At 66.7% G+C, this 26,947-nt stretch carries 26 protein-coding genes and 1 tRNA gene; 11 read left to right on the forward strand and 16 right to left on the reverse strand.

Features of this window, described 5'->3' with window-relative positions; translation table 11 throughout:
* Nucleotides 1-2: 2 nt before the first annotated feature.
* From ACNSTU_RS09105 to ACNSTU_RS09115, 3 genes are read left to right on the forward strand one after another with little or no spacing between them, the layout of a single operon-like run.
* Nucleotides 3-989 (forward strand): ABC transporter ATP-binding protein, encoded by a 987-nt coding sequence (locus ACNSTU_RS09105; protein ID WP_290630999.1) that lies wholly within the window; start codon nucleotides 3-5, stop codon nucleotides 987-989.
* Nucleotides 986-1,999, forward strand: a complete 1,014-nt coding sequence (locus ACNSTU_RS09110; RefSeq protein WP_290631001.1) for an ABC transporter ATP-binding protein — start codon at nucleotides 986-988, stop codon at nucleotides 1,997-1,999. The genes ACNSTU_RS09105 and ACNSTU_RS09110 overlap by 4 nt, the downstream gene beginning before the upstream one ends.
* Nucleotides 1,999-2,187 carry a hypothetical protein gene (locus ACNSTU_RS09115; protein WP_290631003.1) on the forward strand — a complete coding sequence of 63 codons (189 nt, stop codon included), beginning with the start codon at nucleotides 1,999-2,001 and terminating at the stop codon, nucleotides 2,185-2,187. Before ACNSTU_RS09110 ends, ACNSTU_RS09115 begins: the two co-directional genes overlap by 1 nt.
* Here the strand turns inward: ACNSTU_RS09115 and ACNSTU_RS09120 are convergent.
* The 9 genes from ACNSTU_RS09120 to ACNSTU_RS09160 all read right to left on the reverse strand — a co-directional run bounded on the left by ACNSTU_RS09120 (nucleotide 2,174) and on the right by ACNSTU_RS09160 (nucleotide 10,410).
* On the reverse strand, nucleotides 2,174-3,298 hold the full coding sequence (locus tag ACNSTU_RS09120) for a sensor domain-containing diguanylate cyclase (RefSeq protein ID WP_290631005.1): 1,125 nt from the start codon (nucleotides 3,296-3,298) through the stop codon (nucleotides 2,174-2,176). The two genes, ACNSTU_RS09115 and ACNSTU_RS09120, sit on opposite strands and share 14 nt — an antisense overlap.
* Nucleotides 3,295-3,795 carry a hypothetical protein gene (locus ACNSTU_RS09125; RefSeq protein WP_290631006.1) on the reverse strand — a complete coding sequence of 167 codons (501 nt, stop codon included), beginning with the start codon at nucleotides 3,793-3,795 and terminating at the stop codon, nucleotides 3,295-3,297. Before ACNSTU_RS09125 ends, ACNSTU_RS09120 begins: the two co-directional genes overlap by 4 nt.
* A complete protein-coding gene (hemH, locus tag ACNSTU_RS09130) occupies nucleotides 3,795-4,895 on the reverse strand; it encodes a ferrochelatase (RefSeq protein ID WP_290637518.1) in 1,101 nt (366 codons plus the stop codon). Before hemH ends, ACNSTU_RS09125 begins: the two co-directional genes overlap by 1 nt.
* 217 nt (nucleotides 4,896-5,112) lie before the next feature.
* On the reverse strand, nucleotides 5,113-5,781 hold the full coding sequence (locus ACNSTU_RS09135) for a phosphate signaling complex PhoU family protein (RefSeq protein ID WP_091645707.1): 669 nt from the start codon (nucleotides 5,779-5,781) through the stop codon (nucleotides 5,113-5,115).
* A 19-nt stretch (nucleotides 5,782-5,800) separates the two neighbouring features.
* The gene (locus ACNSTU_RS09140) at nucleotides 5,801-7,006 is read right to left on the reverse strand and encodes a Na/Pi cotransporter family protein (RefSeq protein ID WP_290631013.1); all 1,206 of its coding nucleotides are present in this window, start codon (nucleotides 7,004-7,006) and stop codon (nucleotides 5,801-5,803) included.
* A gap of 123 nt (nucleotides 7,007-7,129) precedes the next feature.
* Complete coding sequence (locus ACNSTU_RS09145) at nucleotides 7,130-7,369, reverse strand: hypothetical protein (RefSeq protein WP_290637517.1); 240 nt, start codon at nucleotides 7,367-7,369, stop codon at nucleotides 7,130-7,132.
* A gap of 50 nt (nucleotides 7,370-7,419) precedes the next feature.
* Entirely contained in the window at nucleotides 7,420-8,778 is a 1,359-nt protein-coding gene (locus ACNSTU_RS09150; RefSeq protein ID WP_290631016.1) for a TrpB-like pyridoxal phosphate-dependent enzyme, read from the reverse strand.
* Between the two features lie 26 nt (nucleotides 8,779-8,804).
* Nucleotides 8,805-9,722, reverse strand: coding sequence for a diguanylate cyclase domain-containing protein (locus tag ACNSTU_RS09155; RefSeq protein ID WP_418212272.1), 918 nt, complete (start codon nucleotides 9,720-9,722; stop codon nucleotides 8,805-8,807).
* 118 nt (nucleotides 9,723-9,840) lie between these two features.
* Complete coding sequence (locus tag ACNSTU_RS09160) at nucleotides 9,841-10,410, reverse strand: hypothetical protein (RefSeq protein WP_290631020.1); 570 nt, start codon at nucleotides 10,408-10,410, stop codon at nucleotides 9,841-9,843.
* Nucleotides 10,411-10,490: 80 nt separating this feature from the next.
* On the opposite strand from ACNSTU_RS09160, the gene ACNSTU_RS09165 reads away from it, so the two are divergent.
* Nucleotides 10,491-11,438 carry a ring-cleaving dioxygenase gene (locus ACNSTU_RS09165; RefSeq protein ID WP_290631022.1) on the forward strand — a complete coding sequence of 316 codons (948 nt, stop codon included), beginning with the start codon at nucleotides 10,491-10,493 and terminating at the stop codon, nucleotides 11,436-11,438.
* A gap of 218 nt (nucleotides 11,439-11,656) precedes the next feature.
* On the opposite strand, the gene ACNSTU_RS09170 is transcribed toward ACNSTU_RS09165, so the two are convergent.
* From ACNSTU_RS09170 to ACNSTU_RS09185, 4 genes are all read right to left on the reverse strand, one after another.
* Nucleotides 11,657-12,061 carry a PGPGW domain-containing protein gene (locus ACNSTU_RS09170; RefSeq protein ID WP_290631038.1) on the reverse strand — a complete coding sequence of 135 codons (405 nt, stop codon included), beginning with the start codon at nucleotides 12,059-12,061 and terminating at the stop codon, nucleotides 11,657-11,659.
* A gap of 27 nt (nucleotides 12,062-12,088) precedes the next feature.
* Entirely contained in the window at nucleotides 12,089-13,078 is a 990-nt protein-coding gene (locus tag ACNSTU_RS09175; RefSeq protein WP_290631024.1) for an SPFH domain-containing protein, read from the reverse strand.
* Nucleotides 13,079-13,130: 52 nt separating this feature from the next.
* Entirely contained in the window at nucleotides 13,131-13,586 is a 456-nt protein-coding gene (locus tag ACNSTU_RS09180; protein ID WP_290631026.1) for an NfeD family protein, read from the reverse strand.
* A 91-nt stretch (nucleotides 13,587-13,677) separates the two neighbouring features.
* A complete protein-coding gene (locus ACNSTU_RS09185; RefSeq protein WP_290631028.1) occupies nucleotides 13,678-14,166 on the reverse strand; it encodes a DUF2721 domain-containing protein in 489 nt (162 codons plus the stop codon).
* Between the two features lie 251 nt (nucleotides 14,167-14,417).
* Here ACNSTU_RS09185 and ACNSTU_RS09190 point away from each other — a divergent pair, with 251 nt between their 5' ends.
* From ACNSTU_RS09190 to ACNSTU_RS09220, 7 genes are all read left to right on the forward strand, one after another.
* Nucleotides 14,418-15,053: a TetR/AcrR family transcriptional regulator gene (locus tag ACNSTU_RS09190; protein WP_290631030.1), complete on the forward strand. Its 636-nt coding sequence runs from the start codon at nucleotides 14,418-14,420 to the stop codon at nucleotides 15,051-15,053.
* Between the two features lie 58 nt (nucleotides 15,054-15,111).
* Nucleotides 15,112-16,272, forward strand: a complete 1,161-nt coding sequence (locus ACNSTU_RS09195) for an efflux RND transporter periplasmic adaptor subunit (RefSeq protein ID WP_418212273.1) — start codon at nucleotides 15,112-15,114, stop codon at nucleotides 16,270-16,272.
* Entirely contained in the window at nucleotides 16,272-19,406 is a 3,135-nt protein-coding gene (locus ACNSTU_RS09200) for an efflux RND transporter permease subunit (RefSeq protein ID WP_418212274.1), read from the forward strand. The genes ACNSTU_RS09195 and ACNSTU_RS09200 overlap by 1 nt, the downstream gene beginning before the upstream one ends.
* A complete protein-coding gene (locus tag ACNSTU_RS09205; protein ID WP_418212275.1) occupies nucleotides 19,399-20,847 on the forward strand; it encodes an efflux transporter outer membrane subunit in 1,449 nt (482 codons plus the stop codon). Before ACNSTU_RS09200 ends, ACNSTU_RS09205 begins: the two co-directional genes overlap by 8 nt.
* 145 nt (nucleotides 20,848-20,992) lie before the next feature.
* The gene (gene lpxD, locus ACNSTU_RS09210) at nucleotides 20,993-22,051 is read left to right on the forward strand and encodes a UDP-3-O-(3-hydroxymyristoyl)glucosamine N-acyltransferase (RefSeq protein WP_418212276.1); all 1,059 of its coding nucleotides are present in this window, start codon (nucleotides 20,993-20,995) and stop codon (nucleotides 22,049-22,051) included.
* 20 nt (nucleotides 22,052-22,071) lie between these two features.
* A complete protein-coding gene (locus ACNSTU_RS09215; RefSeq protein ID WP_290631885.1) occupies nucleotides 22,072-22,596 on the forward strand; it encodes an acyloxyacyl hydrolase in 525 nt (174 codons plus the stop codon).
* Nucleotides 22,597-22,605: 9 nt separating this feature from the next.
* Nucleotides 22,606-24,201 (forward strand): phospholipase D family protein, encoded by a 1,596-nt coding sequence (locus tag ACNSTU_RS09220; RefSeq protein ID WP_418212277.1) that lies wholly within the window; start codon nucleotides 22,606-22,608, stop codon nucleotides 24,199-24,201.
* Nucleotides 24,202-24,275: 74 nt separating this feature from the next.
* Here the strand turns inward: ACNSTU_RS09220 and ACNSTU_RS09225 are convergent, their stop codons facing one another.
* From ACNSTU_RS09225 to rpoD, 3 genes are all read right to left on the reverse strand, one after another.
* A complete protein-coding gene (locus tag ACNSTU_RS09225; RefSeq protein ID WP_290631881.1) occupies nucleotides 24,276-24,794 on the reverse strand; it encodes a hypothetical protein in 519 nt (172 codons plus the stop codon).
* A 121-nt stretch (nucleotides 24,795-24,915) separates the two neighbouring features.
* Nucleotides 24,916-24,992: transfer RNA gene (locus tag ACNSTU_RS09230), tRNA-Ile, on the reverse strand.
* 116 nt (nucleotides 24,993-25,108) lie between these two features.
* The gene (gene rpoD / locus ACNSTU_RS09235) at nucleotides 25,109-26,932 is read right to left on the reverse strand and encodes an RNA polymerase sigma factor RpoD (protein WP_418212278.1); all 1,824 of its coding nucleotides are present in this window, start codon (nucleotides 26,930-26,932) and stop codon (nucleotides 25,109-25,111) included.
* Nucleotides 26,933-26,947: the final 15 nt, after the last annotated feature.

Here is a 26,947-nt window from a genome sequence, read left to right on the forward strand (position 1 = left end):
CCATGGTGGAGAAGACCCTGCTCAGCGTGGAGAACCTGCAGCTGCACTACCAGACCCGCCGCGGCATCGCCCGGGCGGTGGATGGCGTGAGCTTTGACATCCGTGCCAACGAGGCGCTGGTGGTGCTGGGGGAGTCGGGCTGCGGCAAGAGCTCCCTGGCGAAGGCGCTGCTGCGCGTGCTGCCGCGCAACGTGCACCGCTTCTCCGGCCGCATCATGCTGGGCGAGACGGATATCATGAACCTGGGCCAGGAGGCGTTCCGCCGCGACGTCCAGTGGACCCGCATTGCCATGGTCATGCAGGCGGCCATGAACGCCCTCAACCCCGTGGTGCGGGTGGGCGAGCAGGTGGCGGAGCCGTTGCGCGTGCACCTGGGGTGGTCGCGGCAGCGGTCACTGGAGCGGGTGGCAAAGACCTTTGAGCTGGTGGGCGTGTCCACCGATTTCCTGCAGCGCTACCCGTTCGAGCTCTCCGGCGGCATGCGTCAGCGCGTCGTGCTCGCCATGGCGCTCGTCACCGAGCCCGAGCTGGTGATCCTCGACGAGCCTACATCGGCCCTGGACGTGCTGACCCAGGCCAGCATCATGAACGTGCTCAAGCGCATCAAGCAGGAGCAGGGCACCAGTTTCATGCTGATCACGCACGACGTGGCCACCTCCAGCGAGATCGCCGACCGCGTTGCCCTGATGTATGCCGGCCAGGTCGTGGAAGTGGCCGATGCCGGCGACTTCTTCCACCAGCCCGCGCACCCCTACTCGCAGATGCTCATGGCCAGCGTGCCGCGGCTGCGCCAGGAAGACGAGCCGGCACATATCCCCGGGCAGCCGCCGGATCTCATCGGCGTTCCGGAAGGCTGCCGGTTCGCGGACCGGTGCCCGTCGCGTTTCCAGCGGTGTGACCGTGAGCCGGAACCGTTCCGGGTCTCCGCCCGCAGGCATGTGCGCTGCTGGCTGCACGCCCCCGATGCCACAGGTGGAGGTGACTCATGAGTGCCATGCCCGATACGGCCGCCGCCCCGGCGCAGTCCACGCCGTTGCTGTCGGTGCGGGATCTCCACACGTGGTTCGAGCTGCGGCAGTGGGGGTTTCTGCGGGTCGGCTCCGTGCGCGCCGTGGATGGCGTCAGCTTTGATCTTGCTCGCGGCGAGTCGGTCGCGTTCGTGGGTGAGTCCGGCTGCGGCAAGAGCTCCCTGGCGCGCACCCTGTTGGGGCTGTACCGGCCCACCAGCGGCGACGTGGTCTTTGACGGCCACCACCTGAGTGAGCTCGCGGGCAAGGACATGCAGTGGTACCGCGCCAGTGTCGGCTATGTGCAGCAGGATCCCTACGGCGCATTGCCGCCGTTCATGGATGTCCGCCGCATCCTCGCCGAGCCGTTGCGTATTCACGGCGTCACCGATCGCCAGGAGCAGGAACGGCGGATCCGGCAGGTGCTGGATGAGGTGCGCCTTGGGCCGGCCGAAGCCGTGCTGGAGAAGTTTCCGCACATGCTTAGCGGTGGCCAGCAGCAGCGCGTGGTGATCGCCCGGGCGCTGGTTCTGGAGCCGTCCATGATCATCGCCGACGAGCCGGTGTCCATGCTCGACGCCTCGGTGCGGGTGGAGATTCTCAACCTGTTGCGCCGGATTCAGACGGAGAGGGAGCTGACCCTCGCCTTCATCACCCACGATCTCTCCACCGTGCGCCACTATGCAGACCGGATCTTCGTCATGTATGCGGGGCGCGTGGTGGAACAGGCGCCGGTCAGCGAGTTGCTGGATCACCCGCAGCACCCCTATACCCAGGCCCTGCTTGCGGCCATTGCCGATGTGGATGCGGCCAATGCGCAGCACCAGCGCGAGGTGCCTCTGGGTGAGCCGCCGAGCCTGCTGCACCCGCCGCCGGGGTGCCGCTTTCACCCTCGTTGCCCGCAGGCCATGGCCGGCACCTGCGACGTGGATGACCCGCCCGTGTTCGAGCCGCGCCCGGGGCACCAGTCCGCCTGCTGGCTGCACCGGTAGTGTGGCGCGCGGCCGCGTGGCTGGTGGCGGGGGCGCTGATCGCGCTGGCGGCACTGGCGGTGCTTCTGGCCATGGTCGCCGGCGCCCTGGAGGTCGGCCTGATGCGTTCGCTGCTGGCCTACGCCGCGCTGTTCGCAGGTGTCTTCATCGCCCTGGGCGGCATTCTGCGGCTCCTCAGGGCTGGCTGATGACGCGGTTGCGGCCTGCGTGCTTGGCGGCATAGAGCGCCTGATCCGCCTTGAAGTACAGAGTGTTGAAGTTGATCCCCTTGTCCGGGTGACCGGTCGTGACGCCGATACTGACGGTGAGGGTGGGGCCAGACCGGACCACTGGCAACGGCAGACTCTCCACCGAGCGGCGCAGCCGCTCGCACAGCTCCTGTGCGCCGCATTCGTCCGTCTCGGGCATCAGCAGCCCGAACTCCTCGCCGCCGATACGCGCCAGCAGATCGGTCCGCCGCACCTGCCGGCCCAGGTGCTGAGCCAGGGTGCGCAGAACGGCGTCGCCCACGGGATGGCCATCCTGATCGTTGATGGCCTTGAAGTGGTCTGCATCGATCAGGGCCAGGCTGACCGGTCGCCTGTTGCGTAGGGCCAGGGACAGCGTCTGTTCCATGCGCTGCACCATGGCGCGCCGGTTGGGCAGGCCGGTCAGCGAATCGGTGACGGTCAGCTGTTCCAGCGCTGCCTTCTGGCCGACGACCTTGTCGATGGTCCACAGCAGAACGCCGATGATGGTCAGGACCACAACGCCCAGCGCCACAACGGCAACGGACAGCCAGTGGGTCAGTCGCCGCTGCTCCGCCGCGGCGGCGTGGTTGATCTGGTGCAACTGGCTGTAGATGAACGCCAGGGTGTCCTCCACCTCCATGGCGAGCATGTCCAGTTCCTCGTGCACCTCGGGATGGCCAACGGCGAGCTCCACCAATGCCTCCAGACGCGGCAGGCGCGCGTTGACGTCGTCGAACTCGGCGATGACCGGGCCGTAGTCGGCCGGATCCAGCTCGCGCTGTTCCAGGCCGTGGCGGGTGGTGTGTTCGCGGCTGCGAATGACGGCCAGTGTGGTCAGGAGCTGTTCCCGGTGCTCCGGGCGAGGGTGAGCGAGCAGTGCCTCGGTGTGGTAGCGCAGCATGCTGGTTTCGTGCTGACCGCGGACCAGGTTGCTGGCGAAGGCGGTGTAGTCCGCGCCGATGTAACGGCCGGCGCTGTCGATGAACAGCCACGAGGCCGTCCCCAGCGTCGTCACCAGCAGCGCGAACGCTGCCGTCAGCGCATAGCGCAGCCGGCGGCGCGGGTTCATCGCGCGCGGATCTCGATGATGGCCCACATCCAGTCGGTCATGGCCGTTTCTCCAGCGAGGACTGCCTCTTCCTCGTCCGGTACGATCAGCATCAACGGCCCGAGCATGTCCCTGGGCACGGGCTCCCCCTGGAAGCGGGTAATCAGCAGGAATCCGCGATCCGCCACCTCCTGCGGCTCCAGGAAGATGGTGTAGTCGTCTGCGGCGATGAACCGCATGCGACGCGCGTCGTCCAGCGCATGCGCTTCCACGAACTCCTGCAGTTTAACCCCGGTGAATACGCCTTCCAGCCCCTCGAAGTGGGTGATGTCCGCCTCGTACAGGCCAACGGATTCAATGTCCGCCAGTGACAGGGTTTCGCGTTCGCCACCCTGGACAAGGGTCAGTACGGGGGTGTCGTCGTCCGTCGGGGGCTCGGCGCTCGGTTCCATCGCTCCTGCCACCCCGAAGGCCGGCAGGAGCATGGCGAGAAAGCTGCCGCCGATCCGGCGCGGCATCAGTCCTCTGCTCCCAGGGCCAGGGCGCGGTCGCGGGTGGCCTGCTGGTCGCGCAGACCGCGGGGCGGGCCCCCTGCCTCCGGCCATCCCTGTACGTGCTCCATCAGCAGGTCCGTCAGCATGTCCAGGTGATCGGAGCGGTCGTTGAGGCAGCGGATGTAGCGTAACGACTCGCCGCCGTTTTCCTCGAAATACTCGGCGTTCTCCCCTTCGATCTCCTCCAGGGTCTCCAGGCAGTCCGCAGAGAACCCGGGGCAGATAACGTCCAGCGTCTTCATGCCGGCGCGGGCGAACTCGGTGACCGTCTCGTCGGTATACGGCTTCAGCCACTCCTCGTTGCCGAAACGTGACTGGAACGAGACGATCCAGTCGTCATGGGTGAGTTCCAGTTCCTCGGCAACCAGCCGCGCCGTCTTCAGGCACTGGCAGTGGTAGGGATCACCGTTCAGCAGATAGCGCTTGGGCGTGCCGTGGAAGGAGAACAGCAGTTTCTCGCCACGCCCGTGCGCCTGCCAATGCTCGCGGATGCTGTTGGCCAGGCACTGGATGTAGCGTTCGTCGTCGTGGTACTGACCGATAAAGCGCAGTTCCGGAATCCACCGCCACTGCTTGAGTTCGTCGGCGAGCGCATCAAACGTGGATGCGGTGGTGCTCCCAGAGTACTGCGGGTACATGGGCAGGATCACCAGCCGCTCCGCGCCCTGGTCCCGGAGCTTCTGCAGACCTTCGGCCATGGACGGGCTGCCGTAGCGCATGGCCAGCTCCACCGCAACCGGGCCTTCGAGCCGCTCCGCCAGTCGTTCCCCGATGCCGCGGGTCTGCGCCTGCCCCGTTACCAGCAGCGGCGAGCCGTCATCACTCCAGACTTCACGGTAGGCCGCGGCCGACTTCTTTGGCCGTGTCCGCAGGACGATACCGTGCAGGATGGCGCGCCAGAGGATGCGTGGTAGTTCGATGACTCGCGGGTCCGCGAGGAACTGCGCGAGGTACTTGCGCAACGCGGGCGTGGTCGGGGCATCCGGTGTTCCGAGGTTGGCGATCAGCACGCCGAGACGCGGCGTATCATCGTGGCGGAACCCCTTTTTGGCGGTATAGCGCATGGACGTCTCCGTAGTGACTGATCCGGCGGTGGCGCCGAATACGGGCGAGTTTTGGTAACGGGGTGCGCGGCATCCATGGCCCGGGGGTCGGTCCGCGGAATGCCGTCTACGCGCACGATAAGTTATACAGAACTTATGCGCCAGGCAAATCCGATGGGCCGCATCAATCGTCGGCCATGGCGGCGTTTATCACACCGCCATGGCCGCGATGAACGGGTCAGTCTTCCGTGTAGAAATCCAGATCCTCCACCTGCCCCAGGACGGCGGTGGCGATGTTGGCCAGATGCGCGGCGACGCGCTTGTAGTGGCGCGCGAGCAGGGAGTAGGCCACGGCTTCGTGGAATTCGATTTCGTTCTCGTCGGCGAACAGTTCCTGGATCACCTTGTCGCACTGATGCCGGATGTCGCGGACCTTGCTGAGCGCGGCTTCCGCCTTGGCTTCATCGGACTTGCGGCAGGCGTCGGAGACCATGCGGAACATCTCCACCGTCTCTTCGGCGACGTGATCCAGCGGCTCCTGATACTTGGGCACATGGAAGCCCTGGGTATAGAACTGCCCGACTTCAAAGACGTTCTTGCAGTAGTCGCCGATGCGCTCGGCATCCTTGGCGACGCTCATGAGCGCCAAGCTGACGGCCACGTCATAGCCGGGGTTGACCGTGAGATGGCGCAGCACCTTGCGCCGGATCGAGCGCTCCAGTTCGTTGATGGCGCGGTCGCGGGCGTAGATGCTGTCGCGCACATCCCGCGCCGGCACGGAGTTGTGCAGCACGTTGTTGGCGCGGATGAACATCCACGATGCGTGGTCCAGCATCTCGGTAAGTTCCGAGAAGGCCTGATCCAGTGTGTTGTCGGCGGTCAGTGCCGAATAAAGCTGTCGAAACATTCAGTAACCCCGCGGGGCATTATCCATGGATGATGAGTAGCTCGGTGAGGACAATCCCTGCCACCGGCAATATCAAGAATATCAAGAACAGGAACGCAAACGCATAACGGGTTGCGTTTGCCGCCAGCCGGCCATACCAGGTGGCCAGCATGACCGGGATGCTGCGTAGCGGGTACCAGATGGCGGTGCCGATCAGATTGAAGCACACGTGGAACAGCGCCACGGTCATCGCGGCGGACACCGGATTGGCCGTGGCGGCGAGAATACTGGTCACCGTGGTGCCCAGGTTGGCCCCGATCATGAACGGGAACACCCGCCGCATCGGCACCACGCCGGCCCCTGCCAGCGGTACCATCAGGCTGGTGGTGATGGTGCTCGACTGCACCATCACCGTTGAGAACACGCCCACCAGGTAGGAGCGGATGTCGTTGCGGAAGAAGTAGGTGCGGAACAGCCCGTCCATGCGTCGCAGCAGGGCGCCGCGCAGGTTCTGCACCATGAACACCAGCGAGACGAACATCAGCAGCAGGCCCATGGCCGCCATGAACAGGCCGTGGGCCATGACCGTCGGCGTGGCGAGCCCCGTCAGCCATTCGAACAGCTCCACCATCGGCCGGGTGACGACCTTCACCGGGCTGTTCGGGTTGGCCACTTCCTCCAGGCCGATCAGGTCGCTGAGCCAGTTCGCCAGCCGCGTGAGCAGCCCGCGTCCCTGCTCGTGCATGGCGCCGGAGATCCACTCCAGCGGAAACAGGATGGCGACCGTGAGCAGGTTGAAGAGATCGTGCAGCAGCGCGGCGGTGAACGAGCGGCGGAAGTTGCGGCGGATGCGGATATTCGCCAGCGAGACGATGACGCCCGTGACGGCCGTGCCGATGTTTGCGCCCATGATGGCGAACACTGCGGTGCCCAGCGGCATGTCGCCGGCGGCCACCAGGGTCACGATCAGCGCAGTGGTGAACGACGAGCTCTGCACCAGCACCGTGACCAGCACGGCGCCCATGAGCGCGATGAACGGGTTCTCGCCGTAGGCGAATACCCGCTGCATCCAGTCGCTTTCCTCCCCGAACATGCCCAGCCCGCCGCTCATGACATTGAGGGCCGAGAGGAACAGGTAGAGGAACAGCCCGGCGTAGAGACCACGCATCCAGGCCGGCACTTCCGGAGACGTCTGGGCGCGCGCCAGCGCCGAGTCAGACGACTGGGGCAGTTGGGGTTGGGACATGAGTAATCGAGGCAACCCTTGTTCTTGAGCCGGGGGAAGCGTGCCCGAAAGGCGGGTAGGTTACAAGTAGATGAATGTTACGTTTCTGTTACATGACCGTTTGATGACGGGCGGCCTTCCCCGTTACGTGGACCGGTCGTCAATGAGCCGCTCCAGGGCGCGCGCTCGCGCCTCTTGCCGGCTCAGCGGCTCCGGTGATTGGGAGTGCTCCAGATCCTCCAGCCGCTGCGCCTGGGCCTGGTCGCCGGAGCAGGCGCGGGTGAGCCGGTCGTTCCCGGGGTCGACAGCGCCACGGCGGCGCCGCAGCCACACCACCAGCGCCACGACACCGATCGCCGCACCGATCAACAGAAGTTCAGACATTCAATACCTCCGTCGGCGCATGCAACCGGTGCAGGGTGCCGTGGCGTGGTTCAAACGGATGGTAGGCCGGCCAGGGCCATGGCCGCCTCGGATTCGGCATACTCCTGGTCGTGCAGCTTGCCGGCGAGATAGTCGGTGTACGCCTGCATGTCGAAGTTGCCGTGGCCGCACAGGTTGAACAGGATCGCCTTGCTCTCGCCCGTCTCCCGGCACTTGCGCGCCTCGTCCAGCGCCGCCTTGACAGCGTGGTTGGCTTCCGGGGCGGGGATGATGCCTTCCGCACGGGCGAACTCCAGGCCGGCGGCGAAGCACTCCAGCTGTTCGTAGGCCCGCGGCTTGATCAGGCCGAGGTCGGCCAGGTGGCTGATCTGCGGCGCCATGCCGTGGTAGCGCAGCCCGCCGGCGTGGAAGCCGGAGGGCACGAAGCCGGAGCCCAGGGTGTGCATCTTGGTCAGAGGCGTGAGGTGTGCCGTGTCGCCGAAATCGTAGGCGAAGCGGCCCTTCGTGAGGGTCGGGCAGGCGGCCGGCTCCACCGCGATGAACTCCATCGACTTGCCGCCGCGCAGCTGATCGCCCAGGAACGGGAACACCAGTCCGGCAAAGTTGCTGCCACCGCCGGTGCAGCCGATGACCATGTCGGGCTCGTCGTCGGCCATGGCCATTTGCTCCCGCGCCTCGATGCCGGTGACGGTCTGGTGCAGGAGGACGTGGTTGAGCACGCTGCCCAGGGCGTAGCGCGTGTCATCGCGCTGCACGGCCATCTCCACCGCCTCGCTGATGGCGATGCCCAGGCTGCCGGTGCTGTCCGGGTGCTCGGCGAGAATCGCCCGGCCGGCTTGGGTGGTGTCGCTGGGGCTGGCGATGCACTCGGCCCCGAAGCTTTCCATGAATGCTCGCCGGTATGGTTTCTGCTGAAAGCTCACCTTGACCATGTAGACGGCGATCTCCAGGCCGAACATGGCGCCCGCCAGCGCCAGGGACGAGCCCCACTGACCGGCCCCGGTCTCCGTGGTGATGCGTTTCACGCCTTCCTGGTGGTTGTAGAACGCCTGGGCCACCGCCGTGTTGGGCTTGTGACTGCCCGTGGGGCTGACCCCTTCGTACTTGTAGTAGATGCGCGCCGGCGTGCCCAGGGCCTGCTCCAGGCGGCGTGCCCGGTACAGCGGGGCCGGTCGCCACTGCCGGTAGGCGGCGCGGACCGGCTCCGGGATGTCGATCTCGCGCTCGGTGCTCATCTCTTGCTCGATCACCCCGCGCGGGAACAGCGGCAGCAGGTCATCGGCCGTGACCGGCTCGTGGGTGGCCGGGTGCAGGACCGGCGCCATGGGCTCGGGCAGGTCCGCGTTGATGTTGTACCAATGGCGGGGGATATGCGTTTCGTCGAGCAGGTATTTCACCGTGTCCGTCATGGCGCTTGCGGCCCTCTGCTGGGTTGCTATCGGTTGTATTGTCGCGCGAGGAGCGGGTCGACCCGGTTCCTGCCCGCGCGTTTGGCGCGGTACATGGACGCATCCGCTCGGTCGATCAACGCGTCTGCCTCTATGTCGTCACCCGGATAATGACTGATTCCGATGCTGATCGTCATCTCCAGTTCCATGCCATTGTGGCGAACGGGTCCGTGGAACGCGGCGCGAATGGACTCGCCGATGATGGCCGCGTCCTGAGGTGAGGCCAGATCTTCCAGCAGGATCACGAACTCGTCGCCCCCCAGCCGGCACACGGTATCCCCCTCGCGCACACACCGCAGGAACCGGTTGGCAGCGGCACGCAGCATGGCGTCACCCACGGCGTGACCGTGGCGATCGTTCAGGCTCTTGAAATTGTCGATGTCGATGAACAGCACCGCAAGGGCGCTTCCCCGGCGTCGCGTGCGCGCCAGCGCCCCGGCCAGGCGGTCCATGAGCAGGAAGCGATTCGGCAGTTCCGTGAGCACGTCGTGGTGCACCAGGAACTCGACCCGGCGCTCGTGGCGCTTGTAGGCGGCCATATCGGTGAAGAAATCCACGAAGAACGTATCGTCGGGCGTCGCGCCGAGTACCCGCGTGACCGTGAGCAGCGCCGGGAAAACCTCGCCATCCTTGCGACGCCGCCAGATCTCGCCACACCAGGAGCCTGTGGTCATCAGCCTGTCGTAGATGGCCTGGTAGAAGGCGTCGTCGTGGTGGCCACTGCGGAACATCGTTGGCTGCCGGCCGTGGACCTCGTCGAAGGCGTAGCCGGTGATCTCCGTGAAGGCCTGATTCACCCAGCAGATCTCGCGGTTCGCATCGGCCACCAGCACGGCTTCCGAGGTATGGTCCAGAATCCGTTCCGCCACGCCGGAAGGAAATTTGGGCTGTACCTGATCGCCCATGCAGCGCCCCTCTGTCGTTGTTGTGTTCGGGCGCGCCCCTGGCCTCCTTCGGGTCAACGTACGCGCCACGCGGGTCGGTGTGAATTGTACGTACGTTCAGTGTGGCCGAGAATACCGGTTACTGCCTGTCGGGTGCCTTGTCCCGGATCTCGATGGTGTCGGCCAGGCGCATGACCAGTTCGCCGATGAATAGAGACAGCAGAAAGCCGCCCAGGCACAGGCCCCACAGGAGTGCGGCGTAGCTGGCAGGTGCGCCGCCCTGCAGCAGGTGCAGGCTTGTCACGAGAAAGGCGACACCGAGGGCAATCGTGCCGCCCGCCATGGCCATGGCCTGGAGAACGCCCCGCCGGATGCGGATCACCGTGGCTGGTGTCAGCGCCGCGTTGCGGATGGCCTGATCCAGCGTCACCCGGCCGGTCACCAGAACAATCCGTGCCAGATAGACACCGGCGCCGATCAGCGCGGCGGCTCCCACCCAGGGCGTGACCGTGTGGATGGCGTTCGGTGGCGCCAGCAGCCAGATGCCAATGGTGAGAGCCAGCAGGAGCGGGCTGAGCCGTGGCAGCAACCGGTGTATGCCGGTGCGCGAGCCAAACGCCTGGAGCAGCGCCCGCTCCCGCGCCGGGATGGCGGGCGTGGAGCACGCCTGCTCCATGGTGGCGGCAGGGTGGTCGCGGCGATCTGTCATGGGGCTCATGGTATCCTTTACCAGACTTGTGCAGAGTATGACACGCCGCGTAACGCAATGGTTCTGGAGGTTCGTTCACCATGCAGCTCAAGGGCATTCATCACCTCACCGCCGTGAGCGCCGACGCGCCCGGGAACTATGCTTTCTACACCCGTACCCTGGGGCTGCGGCTCGTGAAAAAGACCGTGAACCAGGACCAGACCGAGGCCTATCATCTGTTCTATGCCGACGCCGAAGGCTCGCCCGGTACCGACATCACCTTCTTCGATTTTCCGGCACCGCCGGAGCAGCGGGGCAGTCAGAGTATCGTGCGCACCGCCTTCCGGGTTGCGGGAGAAGAGACGTTGCGGTGGTGGCAGGATCGGTTCCAATCACTTGGCGTGACCCACGGGCCGGTCGCCGAGCGTGACGGCCGGCTGACGCTGGATTTCGAGGATCACGAAGGGCAGCGCCTGGCGCTGGTGGATGACGGTGGTGCCGGCGAGGCACACCCGTGGGAGCGCAGCCCCGTGCCCATGGAACACCAGATCCGGGGCCTCGGGCCGATCACCATCAGCATCCGCCACCACGAGCCCACCGACGCGCTCCTCACTCAGGTCATGGGCATGACCCACGCTCGCTCCTACGAACACGACGGGGCGAACGTGTTGGTCTACAGTATGGGGCCCGGGGGCGCGGGGGCGGAGCTGCACGTGGCGGTGGAGCCGGACCGGCCCCAGGCACAGCCCGGCGCCGGTGGTGTTCACCATGTCGCGTTCCGGGTGGATGATGCCGACTACGACGACTGGGCGCAGCATCTGGCGGCCATCCGGCTGCCCAACAGCGGGCCGGTGGATCGGTACTATTTCCGCAGCCTGTATTTCCGGGAGCCCAACGGTATCCTGTTCGAGCTGGCCTCCGATGGCCCCGGGTTCGCCACTGATGAGCCGAAGGAAGCCATGGGCGAGAGCCTGGCCCTGCCGCCGTTCCTGGAACCGCAAAGGGAGTCGATCGAGCGCCGGCTCAAGCCGCTGGATACAAAGCTCTAGGCAGATCGACCGCGGCTGGGTACCGGAAGGCCGAGTCTTTGGCTGGTGGACCTGAAGGTCCACCCTACGAGACGTGAAGGTTCACCCTGCGGGTGCCATGGGAACCGTGTAGCCGCGAGCCCGCGTAGGGTGGACCTTCAGGTCCACCGCACCCGGGATCGGTTCTCCCCGGCCGTCGCCTCAGGCGTAGGGTGGACCTTCAGGTCCACCAAACCGACTTACAGCACCAGCGGCCTGCGCCCGTAACGGCGGCGCAACCAGTTCATGGACTGGAACACCGCCGGCCGGCTGACGATCCACCGCTCCAGCCGGTACTTCCCGGGGAAGTTGAGCAGGCTTAGCCCGACCAGGATCGTCAGCACCCCCTGGCCTGGCAGCACCAGCATCAACAGGCCGGCAACCACCAAAACCGCCCCGACCACGTTCTTGATGAGCAGTACGCTGTAGCGGACCAGCGGATGCCGCGGTGCCAGCATGCGCTCACGCCTTCGTCGGTGGGCGAAGTACCGGCGCGGCAACCGCACGACGATCACGGGAACCAGTACCAGCCCGGCCACCAGCATCATCAGCGAGCCGGCGGCCATCCACCACATCAGCACCGGATTGCCGAACAGCCAGTCCATCACCTGTGCAGGCCTCCCTGGCGGCCGCTAGCGTCCAGCGCCCGGAACCGAGCGCAGCAGCTCCTGAATGCCGCCCACCGAGCCCATCAGCGAGCTGGTTTCCGCAGGAATGAACACGCGGTCGCCGTTCTTCGCCATGTCCGGCAGCATCTCGATGTACTTCTGCGCCACTAGATACTGCACCGCCTGTTGAGCGCTGGCCTGGCCGCCCATGGAGTCGACGATCTTGCGGATGGCCTCCGCCTCACCTTCGGCCACCAGCACCGCCGCCTGCTTGTCTCCTTCCGCGTTGGCGATGGCGGCGTCGCGCTCGCCCTGGGCCTGCAGGATGGCGGCCTGCTTGTCGCCCTCAGCCTGGAGGATCTCCGACTCCCTGTACCCTTCGGCTTCGCGCACCTTGGCGCGCCGGTTCCGCTCGGCAACCATCTGCTGGTTCATGGCCTCGCGGATCTCGTTGGGCACCGAGATGTCGCGGATCTCCACCCGGTTCACCTTGACACCCCATTTGTCGCCGGCTTCGTCCATGGTGGCCCGCAGGCGGTCGTTGATGTCCTGGCGGGACTCGAAGATCTTGTCCAGCTCCATGGTGCCGATCTCCGAGCGCAGGGAGGTCTGCGCCAGGGTCTGGATGGCCAGCACCAGGTTCTCGGTGCCGTACACCGATGCCTGCGGATCCAGGATCTGGTAGTACAGCACGCCGTCCACCTGGGTGTTGACGTTGTCCTTGGTGATCACCGACTGTGCCGGGAAATCCAGCACGATCTCGCGCATGTCGATGAGCCGCTCCTGGGTCACGAACGGCTCGTCCCCCTTGAAGCGCAGGATGCTGATGGCGCGGGGCTGATCAATGAACGGAATGATGAACCGCAGGCCCGGCTCCAGCACTCGGTGGAACTTGCCCAGACGCTCGATGACCATGGTGCGGCGCTGGTGCACCATGACCAGCCCCTGGACCAGGAGCACCACCACCAGGGCGAGCGCGATCAGCGCAATGATTCCGGAAACCGGGATATCCATGACAATCAGCCTCTTCGTTTGAACTGGCCCGGCGTCAGACAACGCCGGCAGATTAGTGTTGCGGGTCGGGGTGTTCCGGCTCGACCACGGCGGTGATGCCTTCGAAACGGCGGATGCGCACACGGTCGCCCGGGTGCAGATGACCCCCGTCGGCCCGCCGCGCCGGGAAGAAGTCGCCGAGAAACACGACTCCGGCGGTGCTGTCGCGCATCTCCACCGACAACACGCGCTCCTGCACCCGCGGGTCGTCATGGCCCGCGCCCGCCTCGCCCCGGGTCGACCGGCGGAACAGCCACAGCAGCAGCGGCAGCGCGAGTACCCCGGTGACTGCGGCCACGCCGAACTGTGCCGGCACGCTGTCCGGCACGACCCAGGCGGCGACGGCGCCCGCCACGGCCATCACCGTGAAGGTCAGACGCAGCCCGTCGGTGCCGCCCACGATGAGCAGGTCCACAAGCAACAGGGCGGCAGCAACGAGTATCCAGATGACCCAGGGATCAACAATCATGTACGTGTTCCGTGTCGCGGCGGGCGAGCGTGCCCGGTCATGCCAACCGTCCGGCCCGCAGTGTACCCGAACTCGTCCGGGCTGGCGGCCATCAGGGTGCGGGCGGTGGTGTGTCGTTGTCATCCTGCGGCTGCGGTCGGGCGCCCGAGCGGTCATGGGCGATGTCGCCGAGCTGGATGTTGAGCGCCTCCACGGAAATCTGGATCTCGCGCATGGATAGCGCCAGGGAGAGCATCATCAGCAGCAGGCTGACCACGAATAGCGCCGTGGCAATCACGCTCCAGCCCGCCATCAGCAGCAGCATGCACAGCACGCAGATGAACAGGCTTGAAACACCCAGCACCTGCATGTTGCGGATCAGGATCACCCGCCGCTGCAGGTTCTCGATCTGCCGGTAGACGGTTTCCTCGTGGGTGTCCTGGTAGCGCGACTGCAGGTCGCGGATCAGTGCCGCCAGGGCCAGAAACCGGTTGGTGTAGGCCAGCAGCAGCAGTGAAATGGCCGGGAACAGCAGGGCCGGGGTGGCCAGTGTCAGGTCCATGGCGGGGAGTGCGTCCTCGATGGCGGCGAGCGGAATCATGGCGAAGAGAATGGGGCGCCCGCCAGCCGGGATGCAAGTGTTCCTTGGCGCTCAGGGAGCGTAGCGCCCATGTGCAAGGTCTTCCCGGCAGCGACGTTGCCTGGGTTGACCCCCCATGCGGTTGGCCGCCAATATGCGGACTGACGCGTCCGTCCGCAATGGGTCGAAACACACTTCCGGCGGCTTGACCCCAAGCACACTCGAGGTCATAGCTTTCCGCTTCGCGCTGGAGGGAACAGGGCACTCCATTCATGGCACCGAACAATCAGCAGGACACGAAGAAGCGCACTCGACTCTCCGCCGACGAACGGCGCGAGCAGATCCTCGGTGCCGCCGGCCCCCACTTTGCCGAACACGGGTATCGGTGCACGGACGTTCAGGATATCGCCGACGCCATCGGCGTGGGTAAGGGCACCATATACCGCCTGTTCGCATCCAAGGACGAGCTTTTCCTTGCCTGTGTCGAGCGCGCTGTCGAAACCATCAGCACTCGTGCGACTAGCGCGATAGAAGGCATGCACGACCCGCTGGAGAAGATCCGTGTCGCCACCCGCGCCTACCTGCAGTTCTTCGATGACCACCCGGAGGTCATCGAGCTGTTCATCCAGGAGCGTGCCGAATTCCGGGATCGGGGCAAACCGGTGTACTTCGTGCACTGGGAGCGCGACCGGCCGGACTGGGACGTGCTGCTGGATCAGCTCAAGGCGCAGGGGCGCATGCGGTCGATCGACTCCGCGGAGGCCGGGCGGGTCTTCTCCGACGCCATGTACGGCACTGTCATCGCTCACTGCCTCGCGGGGGCTACGGACCCTCTCGCCGAGCGGGCGGACATGATTCTCGACATCATCTTTAACGGCATGCTTGTGCCGGGGCAGCGCACTGACTGACCCCGGCAGGCTTGTACCGACACGACAGTCAAAACGATCTCAACTGGAGACGCCGGTGATGGCCACCTTCCGACTGCCAGAACAGAGGCGACGCATTGTCGCCGCAACCGCTTCCGTTTTCGCCGCCTTGCTGCTGGCTGCCTGCTCCGGAGATGCGGAGGAATCCGGCCAGCCCGATGAGCCACCTCCGCCGGTCACCGTGGCGGCGGTCTCGGCCACGTCCGTGGATGTGGAGCAGGATTACGCCGGTCGGGCCCACGGGGCGCGCCAGGTGGAAGTGCGCGCGCGGGTCGAGGGCGTCCTTGAGGAGCGTCTTTACGAGGAAGGGCAGATGGTGGAGCAGGGTGGCGCCCTGTTTCGCATCGACCCGAAGCCATTCCAGGCGCGACTGGAGGAGGCGGAGGCCCAGCGGGAATCGGCGCGGGCCGATCTGGAGGAGGCCGAACGCGAGTGGCGCCGGATCGAGCGGCTCTTCGAGCGCGACGCCATCAGCGAGCGCGAGCGCGACTCGGCGAGGTCGGCGGTGACCCTGGCGCGGGCGGCGGTGTCGGTGGCGGAGGCCCTGGTCACCCAGGCGCGGCTGCAGCTGGATTACTCCACGGTGGAGGCACCGGTCTCCGGCGTCACCAGCCTGGAGGCGTATCCCGAGGGCAGTCTGCTGGATCCGGGCACGCTGCTGACCACCATCGTCCAGCACGACCCGGTCCACGTGCGCTTCGCCCTCCCGGAGGACGACGCCGCGGTTCAGCGCACGGCGCGCCGGGCCCGTGCTGCTGACGGTCAGGACCATGACTTCCGGCACGAAGCCTCCCTGCGCCTGCCGGACGGCAGCGACTACGAGCGCACCGGGGAGATCGATTTCACCGCCAGCACCATCGACCACGGGACCGGCTCGGTGTCCGCCCGCGCGGTGTTCGACAATCCCGAGCGCGCCATCGTGCCGGGGCAGTTCGTGCGCATTACGGTGGTCCTCGACACCCTGGAGGACGTCTACCGCGTCCCGGAGACCGTGATCAGCGAGAGCGCCGACGGGCCACAGCTCTACGTGGTCGACGGCGACGGCCACGCCAGCGTGCGCCGCGTGAAACTGGGGCCGGTGGTCGATGGCGATCAGGTGGTTGTCGATGGCCTCGACGATGGCGACCGGGTCATCATCAACGGCCACGCGTCCGTGGCCGACGGGGCTCCGGTGGACGTCTCCGATGAGGAGGACACCTGATGTTCCGTTTCTTCATCGACCGGCCACTGTTCGCCTCGGTGATCTCCATCATCATCCTCATCATGGGCGGTGCGGCACTGGCCACGCTCGCCGTGGAGCAGTACCCGGACGTGGCGCCGCCGGAGATCGTGGTGGATGCCCAGTTCCCGGGCGCCAGCGCCGAAGTCATCGCTGATGCGGTGGCGGCGCCGCTGGAGCAGGAGATCAACGGCGTCGACAACATGATCTTCATGGAGTCCAGCAGCAACGACGCCGGCAGCGTGCGTATTACGGTGTCGTTCGAGATGGGGACCGACTCGGACCAGGCGGCCATCAACGTCAACAACCGCGTTCAGCGCGCCATGGCGCGGCTGCCCCAGGAGGTCCAGCAACAGGGCGTGCAGGTGGAGGCCCGCTCCACCGACATCCTGCAGGTGCTGGCGCTGTTCTCCGAAGACGGCAGCATGGACGACGTGGCCATCAGCAACTACGCCCTGCTCAATGTCATCGACGAGCTGGTGCGGCTGCCCGGCGTCGGCGATGCGTCGCTGTTCGGCGCCCAGGACTACTCCATGCGCGTGTGGCTCGAGCCCGAGCGCATGGCCCAGTACGACCTGACACCCGCGGATATCGCGGCGCCGCTGCGTGAGCAGAACGCCCAGTTTGCGGCGGGACGCCTGGGTGATCAGCCCGCGGGCGAAGAGCAGGCGTTCACCTTCAGCGTGAGCACGCCGGGCCGGCTCAGCGACCCCGAGGACTTCGAGAACGTCATCCTGCGCAGCGGCGCCGATGGCCAGACCCTGCGCCTGGGGCAGGTCGCCGACGTGGAGCTGGGTGCCCAGCGCTACGCCTTCTCCGCCACCTACAACAGCCAGCCCACGGTCCCCATCGGTGTCTACCTGGAGCCCGGGGCCAACGCCATGGAGACGGCGGAGCGCGTACGCAGCGTGCTTGAAGAGGTGGAGGGGCGGTTCCCGGAAGGCCTGGAGTACCGGATCCCCTATGACACCACGGATTTCATCGAGTCCTCGATCCAGGAAGTGCTGATCACCCTGGGGCTGGCCCTGCTGCTCGTGGTGGCGGTGACATTCCTGTTCCTGCAGCACCTACGCAGCACCCTGATCCCGCTCACGGCGATCCCGGTGTCACTGATCGGCACCTTTGCCGGCATGCAGGCGCTGGGCTTCTCGGTGAACCTGCTCACCCTGTTCGGGCTCATCCTCGCCATCGGCGTGGTAGTGGATAACGCCATCATTGTCATGGAGAACGTCGAGCGGCTCATCAAGGAGAAGGCCCTGTCGGCCTACGAGGCGTCGGTCGAGACCATGAAACAGGTCTCCGGCGCGGTGGTGGCCTCCACTCTGGTGCTGGTGGCCGTGTTTGCGCCGGTGGCCTTCCTGGGCGGGCTGAGCGGCGAACTCTACCAGCAGTTCGCCATTACCATTGCCGTATCCGTGGTGATCTCGGCGATCGTTGCCCTGACGCTCACGCCGGCCATGTGCGCGATTCTTCTGGAGAAGCCGCTGAAGGAGCCGGTGGCGCCCCTGCGCTGGTTCAACGCCGGTTTCGATCGCCTGACCAACGGCTTCGTCCGGGTGGTGCACTTTTTCCTGCGCCACGCCGTGGCGGGCGTGGCGGTGTTCCTGGCGGTGGTGGGCGGCTCGGTCTATCTGCTCAGCCAGATGGCCGACGGCCTGGTGCCCCAGGAGGACCAGGGCTTCGTGCTGGCCGCTCCGTCCCTGCCGCCGGCCTCGGCCATGGGCCGTACTGAGGCCTTCCGGGATGCGTTCACCGACCAGCTCGTTGCCATGGACGAGGTGGACGAGGTGGTGAGCTTCGCGGGCTGGGACATCCTTGCCGGCTCGCTGCGGCCCAACGCCGGTGCTGCCTTCGTGACCCTCTCGGACTGGAGCGAGCGCACCGGCGAGGGCCAGGATGCCCAGAGCCTTGCCAGCCGCTTCATGGGCATGGGTGCGCAGATGGAAGAGGGCAACATCATGGCCTTTGTGCCGCCGCCTATCCAGGGGTTGTCGCTTACGGGGGGTGTCGAGGGCTACCTCCAGGCGCGGGGCGGCGAGTCTCCGGAGGAGATCCGGGCCATGGCCGATGCGCTGGTGGCCGCTGCCAACGAGCGTCCGGAGGTGACCAATGCCAATGTCACTCTGGACACGGACATTCCTCGCTACCACGCAGACGTCGACCGGGAGAAGGCGCGGGCGGCCGGCGTGCCCATCGACGCGGTGTTCGGCGCCCTGCAGAGCACGTTCGGGGCCGACTACGTGAACGACTTCACCCTGCAAGGCCGCAACTGGCAGGTGAACATGCAGGCCCAGAGCGAGTACCGCAGCCACCCGGACGATCTGCGCCGGGTGTTCGTGCGCAGCGACAGCGGCGACCTGCTGCCGGTGAGTTCGCTGGTGACCATGGAGCGGACCCGTGGCACGGACATCATCGACCGCTTCAACATCTATCCGGCCGCGAAGATCATGGCCGATCCGGCGCCCGGCTACACCACCGGTGACGCGCTGGCGACCCTGCAGGAACTGGAGCGGGAGATGCTCGCGGCCAACGCGACGCTCGGGTGGACCGGCGAAGCCTATCAGCTGGAGGCGGCCGAGGCGGCGGGTGGCATCGCCTTCGCTCTCGGTCTGGTGATGGTGTTCCTGATTCTGGTCGCGCAGTACGAGCGGCTCACGCTCCCCATCGCCGTCGCCACAGCCGTGCCCTTTGCCGTCTTCGGCGCGGCGCTGGCCTCCGTCCTGCGGGGCTTCCCCAACGACATCTACTTCCAGGTGGGTCTTCTGGTGCTGATCGGGCTCGCGGCCAAGAACGCCATTCTCATCGTCGAGTTCGCGGCGCAGAACCGCAGCCAGGGGATGTCGTCGCTGGACGCGGCGCTGGCCGCCGCCCGGCAGCGCTTCCGCGCCATCATGATGACGGCGTTGACCTTCATCATCGGCACGTTGCCGCTGGTGTTCGCCACTGGCGCCGGGGCCGTGAGCCGCCAGGAGATCGGCACCGTGGTGGTGGGCGGCATGATCGCAGCCAGCAGCCTGGCGCTGCTGTTCGTGCCGCTGTTCTACAAACTGCTGGAGGATCTGGCCACACGGCAGAAGGAACGGCGCGAGCGTCGCAAGGAGGAAGCCCATGCGTAAGCTACTGAGCCTGGCCGCGGCCATCGTCCTGATCGCGGGATGCGCGGTGGGCCCCGAGTACGAGCAGACGGAGGTCGATCTGCCCGATGAATGGCCGGAGCACGAGCTGTTCGATACCGCAGAGGATGCCGACTGGCAGGCGTGGTGGACGCACTTCGACGACCCGACGCTGGATGCCCTGGTGGAGCGCGCCCTTGACGACAACCTGGACGTGCGCCTGCAGGCCGAGCGAGTGATTGAGGCCCATGCCCGCCTCGGCCTGGCCGACGCCGAGCGCATGCCGACGGTGGATGCCCAGGCGGAAGCCTCGCGGGAACGCCAGCCCGAGACCACCATGCCGCTGCCGGGCGCGGCCGGCACCGGCAATCTGTTCTCGGTATCGGGCATGCTCGGCTACGAGCTCGACCTCTGGGGTCGGCTCGCCAGTCAGCGGGACGCCGCCGAGGGCATGCTGCTGGAGTCGGCGTTCAGTCGCGACGCGGTGCGCCTGAACGTGGCCACCGACGTGGTCACGACCTACATCAATCTGCGGGCCGCCCAGGAGCAGCTCGCCCTGACCGAGGAGACGGCGCGTTCCCGGCAGCGCTCCCTGGACATCGAGGAGGCCCGCTACGAGGAGGGCAGTGCCGACGCTCTGGCCGTACGCCAGGCCCGCTCGGAGCTGGAGACCACCCGCGCCAGCCTGCCACCGCTGCGGGAACAGGTGATGACCCTGGAGAGTGCGCTCGCCGTGCTGGTGGGAGCGGAGCCGGGCGAACTGCTCGGGGAGCTGGACTTCGGCGACGGCCGTCTGCGCGAGCTGGAGCTGCCGGACGCCATGCCCGAAGATACCCCTGCCGACATCCTGCGCCGTCGCCCGGACATCCGTGCCGCGGAGGCGGGGCTGATGGCGTCCACCGCCGAGATCGGCGTGGCCGAGGCGAACCGGCTGCCACGGGTAAGCCTGTCGGCCCTGATTGGCACTGCCGCCACGGCCACCGGCGATCTGTTCACCGGCCCCGCCGAAACCTGGGGGCTCGGTGCTTCCGTGGGAGGGCCGCTGTACGACTTCGGGCGCGGTCGCGCGCAGGTGGACACGGCGGAGTCCCTGCGGGAGCAGGCGGAGATCCGGTACAACATCACCGTGACCACCGCCTTCCGGGAGGTGCGCGACGCCCTGATCGTCTACGACACCAGCAGCAACCGCATCAGTGCTGTGAACCGCCAGCTCGACGCCATCGAGGACACCCGCGACATGGCCGAGCTGCAGTACCAGGAAGGGCTGACCGGCCTGTTCGAGCTGCTCGACGCCGAGCGGGCCCTGCTGGATGCCGAGCTCACCGAGGTGGAAGCCATCCGTGACCGTCTGAGCGCCACTGCGACCCTGTTCAAGGCCATGGGTGGTGGCTGGGACGGCAGCGCCGCCCATGTGCTCGACGCCCAGGAGGTGGATGGCCGGTGAGCACCGACGGCCTGATCCGGCCGGGAGCGTCGACGTGAGCTATCTTCAAGGCGATGCGGGGCCAGGGCCCCGCTCGAGGACCGGTGTGGTCGGTAGCAGGGCTTCGTCGGCGGCATCGTCAACGGACATGGTCCAGGAGTACCCCATGAATCAGCGGGTTACCGTCAACGAGCTGGCAGCACTGGTTGCCGCCGAAGTGGTTGGCGATGGCAGCACGCCGATCCACCGGGTCGCAACCCTGGCGGGCGCGGATGGGCACGCCATCGGCTTCTGCGGTGCGCCGCGCTACCTGGACCATCTCCGGCGCACCGATGCCGGCGCCGTGCTACTGCGCCGCGAGCATCTGGATGCCTGCCCCACCACGGCGCTGGTGGTCGCCGACCCCTACCTCGCTTACGCGCGTATCGCCGAGCGGCTGCATCCGCGGCCGGTGCCGGACGCCGGCGTTCACCCCACCGCGGTGGTGGCAGAGGACGCGGCGCTGGGTCAGGGCGTGTCCGTTGGCCCGCACACCGTGGTCGACACTGGCGCCTCCCTCGGCCGTGGCGTCGTGGTGGGGCCGGGCTGCCACGTGGGTGCCGGTGCGCACATCGGCGACGGCAGTCGTCTGCTCGGCCGGGTCACTGTGGGCGAGCGCTGTATACTCGGTCGTCGTGCCGTGCTGCATCCGGGGGTGGTGGTCGGCTCCGACGGCTTCGGGTTCGCGCGCGGCCCGGGTGCGGAAGGGTGGCACAAGGTGCCCCAGCTCGGCCGGGTCATCATCGGCGACGATGTGGATCTGGGGGCCAATGTCACCATCGACCGCGGTGCAATCGACGACACCGTAATCGCCGATGGGGTTAAGCTGGATAATCAGGTGCACATCGCCCACAACGTGCGTATCGGCGAGCGCACCATCATCGCCGGCAACACGGTGGTGGCCGGCAGCACCACCATCGGCCGCGACTGCATGATCGGCGGCTCGACGGCCATCACCGGTCATATCGACATCGCCGACGGCGTGACGCTCATGGGCATGACCGGCGTGACCGGGCCCATCCGCGAGTCCGGCGCCTACGCCTCGCCGCTACCGGCGCAGCCGGTGCGGCAGTGGCGGCGCAACACGGTGCGCTTCACTCAGCTGGACGATCTGTTCCGCCGCGTCAAACGACTGGAGACAGTCCAGGGCGGGGCGGTCGCCACCAACTCTGACAGGGACGATTGATGCATCCATTCAGACCCCCCATGCCGGCCCTCCCAGTGGCGGGCGCGGCCCTTGCCGCTCTGCTGTTGCTCGTGCCCGGCTCCGCGTGGTCCGCCGGCGAGATCGGCGTGCGCGCCGGGGCGGGCACTGGCGGCCAAGACTACAACTACCAGGAGATCTACTGGCGCCCGGCGGCGCTGGCGCCGCGGTTCGGGGACCGCAGCCGCTGGCACGTGGCCGGTTACACCGAGTTCAATGCAGCGCGGGTCAGCGTCAGTGGCGATTCCATGTACAGCAGCGGCGTCGGCGTCGGTGGCTGGCTCACCCATCCGACTCAGCCCTTGAGTATCGGTGTCGGCACCGGGCCGACCTACATCTCGGAGCGCCGTCTGGGCGGGCGCGAGTTCGGCGGGAACTGGCAGTTCACCTCCCACGCCGCCGTCCGGCTGCGGGTCGCAGATCAGGTCAGCGTCGGTTACCGCATCCAGCACACATCCAACGCCGGGCTCTACTCACCCAACGACGGCTACGACATCCAGGCGCTGGAAGTACGGGTCGGTTTCTAGAGCTGCCACATGGCGCGGGGTGTTCCGGAGCAGGGGTCAGAGCGCGGGCGTCGCGGCACCGGTGTGCTGGTGGCGCTGGCAGCGCTGCTGCTGGCGGCGTGCGCGCCCATCCGCCAGGAGCCGGAAACTCCGAGGATGTCGCCGGAACCCGCGGCGGACTCGGCGTCCCTGGGAGCGTGGCTGGATTCAGTGCCGGAAGCGCGTGAGGGTGCCACCGGATTCCGTCTGCTCGCCTTCGGCGGCGAGGCGTACGAATGGCGTCTCAGCGCCGCCCGTGCGGCGGAGGAACGCCTGCATGTCCAGTACTACATCTGGCAGGACGATGCCGCCGGCCGTGCCCTGATTGCAGAGCTTCTGGCTGCAGCCGACCGGGGCGTTGACGTCTCCATGCTGCTGGATGACATGGACGTCCGTGGCGATGACCGCTCCCTTGCCATTCTCGACAGCCACCCCAACGTCTCCGTCCGTGTCTTCAACCCCTTTCGGTCTCGCTGGGGCGTTCTCCGTGCGGGCGTGGAGTTCGTCTTCCGCGGCAGTCATCTCAACCACCGCATGCACAACAAGGCGTGGATTGCCGACGGCCAACTGGCCATCATCGGTGGCCGTAACATCGGTGACGAATACTTCGATGCTGGCGAGACCTACAACTTCTCGGACCTGGACGTGGCCATGGCAGGGCGTCTCGCCCTGGAGGCGGATCACGCCTTTGTGTGCTACTGGAACTCTCCGGCGGCCATCCCGGTGCAGCAGATCCGGCGGGTGGAGAAGGAGGCGGCGGTGCTGGAGGCGCACCGCACGCTTCTCGACGACTGGATGGATACTCACCGAGAGGACCACCCTCTGCTCGGCCTCGCCCAGGGCGAACGGGGCGAGCGCCTGCGGGCGCTGCAGGATGAGGACGGCTACACCTGGACGAGCGACGCCGAGCTGGTCGTGGACGATGCCGCCAAGGGGCTGGGCGAAGACACGCTTGAGCCCGGAGTCATTGAGGTACTGCTGGCGCGATACGCCGGGCTGGAGCGCGAGCTGGTGCTGATCTCGCCCTACTTCGTCCCCGGAGCCGAGGGCACGGCGCTGCTGGTGGACCTGGTGGATCGTGGCGTCGATGTGAGCGTGCTCACCAACTCCCTGGCTGCCACGGACGTAGCCTTTGCCCACAGCGGCTATGCGCGGCGGCGCCAGGCCCTGCTGGAAGGGGGTGTCACTTTGCACGAACTGCGCCCCAGCGCCTGGTCCAGCGTGCAGTCGGAATACGGCAGCGGGCTCGGTCTCGGGTCGTCACGGGCCAGTCTGCACAGCAAGGCCCAGTTGCTGGACGGTGAGGAGGTCTTCATCGGCTCGTTCAACCTCGACCCCCGCTCAGCGAACATCAACACCGAAATGGGGGTTTTCGTGGCCGACCCGACGCTGGTCCGCGAACTGAGGCAGCTCTACGACGCGTCCGTGGAACCGGCGCTGGCGTACCGGGTAACGCTGGATGACGGCGGCCGGGTCCAGTGGCTGGACGGCGACGGCACACGCTATACCCGCGACCCGAAAGCCGGGTTCTGGCGGCGTTTCGGAGCCGGTGCGGCGCGGCTTCTGCCCATCGAGTCGCAGCTGTAGGGCCACCGGCGATCCGACCATGGGAAAGGCGCCCGGCGGATGGGTGGTCCGCCGGACGTCGGCATGGCTGTGGCTCAGAAGTAGAAGTTGGCGCTGGCGCCCGCAGAGCCGATGGTGATGCTGCTGTCGCCCTCGTCCGGGCTGACGAACTCGGCGCCCACGCGGCCGGAGACGCTGAAGTTGCTGGAGACGAAGTACTCAAGCCCGAAGTGGGAGCCCAGGCCCAGCGCGTCGTTGCCGTTGGACCAGTAGGTGAGCTCGCCGTCGATGAAGGTGCGCAGGCTGCCGGTGTCGCCCGGGATCATGTAGAACCGCGAACCGCCGCGCAGCAGCAGGTTGGTGTCGTCGCCGCTGGAGACGATCAGCGAGCCGTACGGCATGATGTCGTCTGTAACGAAGTAGCCGAAGTTGTAGGTAGGGCCGCTCGGGGCGCCGATTCCTCCCTGAACCCCCGGGTTCGCCGACGACAGCGGCCCGCTGAACAGGTCGGTGATCGACAGGTGGAAGTTGCCCTGGCCAGGCGTCTGGGCCTGCGCCGCACCGGCGGCGATCAGGGCGGACGAGAGTGTGAGCGCGGTGATTGTCTTACGCATGGCAGACTCCTTTTTCTTGTCCTGATGAGCCCCTTCGTGGAGGCGCGGCGACAGGAAAACACAGGAGTCCCGCCAGTGGCAGTCGTTGCCGCGCGACGACATGCGGGTGCGGGAGGGGGAGTGGTGGGCCCGGCTGGACTCGAACCAGCGACCAAGGGATTATGAGTCCCCTGCTCTAACCAACTGAGCTACAGGCCCTTTGGTGCAGCGGGTCGGTGCGGTGGTGCCGCGCTGTGGCACAAAAAACCGCCCTGCGGAAAACCGCAGGGCGGCAGTATAGCGCGGCCCCCGTCGGGCGTCAGCCCGGTGGACGGTTACTGCTCGTCCAGGAAGCTGCGCAGGGATTCCGAGCGGGTCGGATGACGCAGCTTGCGCAGGGCCTTGGCTTCGATCTGGCGGATGCGCTCGCGGGTCACGTCGAATTGCTTGCCCACTTCCTCGAGGGTGTGGTCGGTGTTCATGTCGATCCCGAAGCGCATGCGCAGCACCTTGGCCTCGCGAGGCGTCAGGCCGCCGAGCACACCGCGCACGGCCTCCTTGAGGCCCTCGCGAGTGGCAGAGTCCACCGGCGACATGACGCCGATGTCCTCAATGAAGTCGCCCAGGTGGCTGTCCTCGTCGTCGCCGATGGGCGTCTCCATGGAGATCGGCTCCTTGGCGATCTTGAGCACCTTGCGGACCTTGTCCTCGGGCATCTCCATGCGCTCGGCCAGCTCTTCCGGGGTGGCCTCGCGGCCCATCTCCTGGAGCATCTGCCGGGAGATGCGGTTCAACTTGTTGATGGTCTCGATCATGTGCACCGGGATGCGGATGGTGCGCGCCTGGTCCGCAATGGAGCGTGTGATCGCCTGCCGGATCCACCAGGTGGCGTAGGTGGAGAACTTGTAGCCGCGCCGGTACTCGAATTTGTCCACCGCCTTCATCAGGCCGATGTTGCCCTCCTGGATGAGGTCCAGGAACTGCAGGCCGCGGTTGGTGTACTTCTTGGCGATGGAGATCACCAGGCGCAGGTTGGCCTCGACCATTTCCTTCTTGGCGCGACGGGCCTTGGCCTCGCCGATGGACATGCGGCGGTTGATCTCCTTGATCTCGCCCACGTCCAGGCCGGAGAGGTTCTGCAGCTCGCGCATCTGTTCCTGCGCGTAGCGGACCTGCTCCTGCACCTCCCCGAGGCGGTCGCCGTCCACGTCGTCCCGCGCCTTGACCTCGTCGAGCCACTGGTCGTCGGTCTCGCGGCCGGGGAACGACTTCAGGAAGACTTTGCGCTGCATGCCGGCCTTGCGCACGCAGTTCTCCATGACCGCGCGCTCCTGGCGGCGGATACGCTCCACGGCCTTGCGGAGCTGGTCCACCATGGCCTCCAGAATGCGTGGCGGGAACTTGATGCGCAGGAACAGCTCTGCCATTTCCTCGCGCTGACGCTGCAGTTTGGCGCTGTCCACGTCGCCCTGGGCCAGCACCTCCTGGGTCTCGTCGTAGAGCTCCTGGATGCGGTTGAACAGCTCCCGCGCCACCTCCGGATCGGGACCGGTGTCGGCGGTGCTGTTGTCGTCAGCGTCGTCGTCGGACTCCGTGTTGGTGTCTTCCAGCGTGGTCTCGGTGCTGGACGCTTCCTGCGGCTCGTCGCCGTCGCGGAAGTTGGCGACGATGTCACTGAGACGCTGCTCCTCGGCCTCGACACGCTCGAAGCCCTTGAGCAGGAAACGGGCCGATTCGGGATACGCGGCCAGGGCGCTGACGACCTGATCGAGTCCTTCCTCAATGCGCTTGGCGAGCTTGATCTCGCCTTCGCGGGTGAGAAGCTCAACTGTTCCCATTTCGCGCATGTACATGCGCACCGGGTCGGTGGTGCGGCCGAATTCGGCATCCACGGCGGCGAGCGCGGCCGCAGCCTCTTCGGCGGCCTCTTCGTCGTCCGTCGTGACCGCGGAATCGTTCAGCAGTAGTTCGTCGGAATCGGGTGCAACCTCATGGACGGTAATGCCCATGTCGTTGATCATGCCGATGATGTCCTCGATCTGTTCCGGATCGACGATGTCATCGGGGAGGTGATCGTTCACTTCGGCATAGGTCAGGAAGCCCTGGTCTTTGCCTTTGGCGATCAATTGTTTAATCTGTGACTGCTGATCCTGGGTCATACCACTCGCTACCTG

The organism is Aquisalimonas sp. APHAB1-3, assembly GCF_048323695.1.
In the GTDB taxonomy this organism is placed as follows: Bacteria; Pseudomonadota; Gammaproteobacteria; order Nitrococcales; family Aquisalimonadaceae; genus Aquisalimonas.

Bases quoted from the DNA above. Each gene is read 5' to 3' on its own strand.
- ACNSTU_RS09225 (WP_290631881.1), bottom strand. From the start codon at position 24,794: ATGCGTAAGACAATCACCGCGCTCACACTCTCGTCCGCCCTGATCGCC.
- ACNSTU_RS09110 (WP_290631001.1), top strand. From the start codon at position 986: ATGAGTGCCATGCCCGATACGGCCGCCGCCCCGGCGCAGTCCACGCCG.
- ACNSTU_RS09220 (WP_418212277.1), top strand. From the start codon at position 22,606: ATGGCGCGGGGTGTTCCGGAGCAGGGGTCAGAGCGCGGGCGTCGCGGC.
- ACNSTU_RS09185 (WP_290631028.1), bottom strand. From the start codon at position 14,166: ATGATTCCGCTCGCCGCCATCGAGGACGCACTCCCCGCCATGGACCTG.
- ACNSTU_RS09180 (WP_290631026.1), bottom strand. From the start codon at position 13,586: ATGATTGTTGATCCCTGGGTCATCTGGATACTCGTTGCTGCCGCCCTG.
- hemH (WP_290637518.1), bottom strand. From the start codon at position 4,895: ATGCGCTATACCGCCAAAAAGGGGTTCCGCCACGATGATACGCCGCGT.
- ACNSTU_RS09105 (WP_290630999.1), top strand. From the start codon at position 3: ATGGTGGAGAAGACCCTGCTCAGCGTGGAGAACCTGCAGCTGCACTAC.
- ACNSTU_RS09125 (WP_290631006.1), bottom strand. From the start codon at position 3,795: ATGCCGCGCCGGATCGGCGGCAGCTTTCTCGCCATGCTCCTGCCGGCC.
- rpoD (WP_418212278.1), bottom strand. From the start codon at position 26,932: ATGACCCAGGATCAGCAGTCACAGATTAAACAATTGATCGCCAAAGGC.
- ACNSTU_RS09160 (WP_290631020.1), bottom strand. From the start codon at position 10,410: ATGACAGATCGCCGCGACCACCCTGCCGCCACCATGGAGCAGGCGTGC.
- ACNSTU_RS09155 (WP_418212272.1), bottom strand. From the start codon at position 9,722: ATGGGCGATCAGGTACAGCCCAAATTTCCTTCCGGCGTGGCGGAACGG.
- ACNSTU_RS09145 (WP_290637517.1), bottom strand. From the start codon at position 7,369: ATGTCTGAACTTCTGTTGATCGGTGCGGCGATCGGTGTCGTGGCGCTG.
- ACNSTU_RS09215 (WP_290631885.1), top strand. From the start codon at position 22,072: ATGCCGGCCCTCCCAGTGGCGGGCGCGGCCCTTGCCGCTCTGCTGTTG.
- lpxD (WP_418212276.1), top strand. From the start codon at position 20,993: ATGAATCAGCGGGTTACCGTCAACGAGCTGGCAGCACTGGTTGCCGCC.
- ACNSTU_RS09200 (WP_418212274.1), top strand. From the start codon at position 16,272: ATGTTCCGTTTCTTCATCGACCGGCCACTGTTCGCCTCGGTGATCTCC.
- ACNSTU_RS09170 (WP_290631038.1), bottom strand. From the start codon at position 12,061: ATGGACTGGCTGTTCGGCAATCCGGTGCTGATGTGGTGGATGGCCGCC.
- ACNSTU_RS09140 (WP_290631013.1), bottom strand. From the start codon at position 7,006: ATGTCCCAACCCCAACTGCCCCAGTCGTCTGACTCGGCGCTGGCGCGC.
- ACNSTU_RS09150 (WP_290631016.1), bottom strand. From the start codon at position 8,778: ATGACGGACACGGTGAAATACCTGCTCGACGAAACGCATATCCCCCGC.
- ACNSTU_RS09205 (WP_418212275.1), top strand. From the start codon at position 19,399: ATGCGTAAGCTACTGAGCCTGGCCGCGGCCATCGTCCTGATCGCGGGA.
- ACNSTU_RS09135 (WP_091645707.1), bottom strand. From the start codon at position 5,781: ATGTTTCGACAGCTTTATTCGGCACTGACCGCCGACAACACACTGGAT.
- ACNSTU_RS09195 (WP_418212273.1), top strand. From the start codon at position 15,112: ATGGCCACCTTCCGACTGCCAGAACAGAGGCGACGCATTGTCGCCGCA.
- ACNSTU_RS09190 (WP_290631030.1), top strand. From the start codon at position 14,418: ATGGCACCGAACAATCAGCAGGACACGAAGAAGCGCACTCGACTCTCC.
- ACNSTU_RS09120 (WP_290631005.1), bottom strand. From the start codon at position 3,298: ATGAACCCGCGCCGCCGGCTGCGCTATGCGCTGACGGCAGCGTTCGCG.
- ACNSTU_RS09165 (WP_290631022.1), top strand. From the start codon at position 10,491: ATGCAGCTCAAGGGCATTCATCACCTCACCGCCGTGAGCGCCGACGCG.
- ACNSTU_RS09175 (WP_290631024.1), bottom strand. From the start codon at position 13,078: ATGGATATCCCGGTTTCCGGAATCATTGCGCTGATCGCGCTCGCCCTG.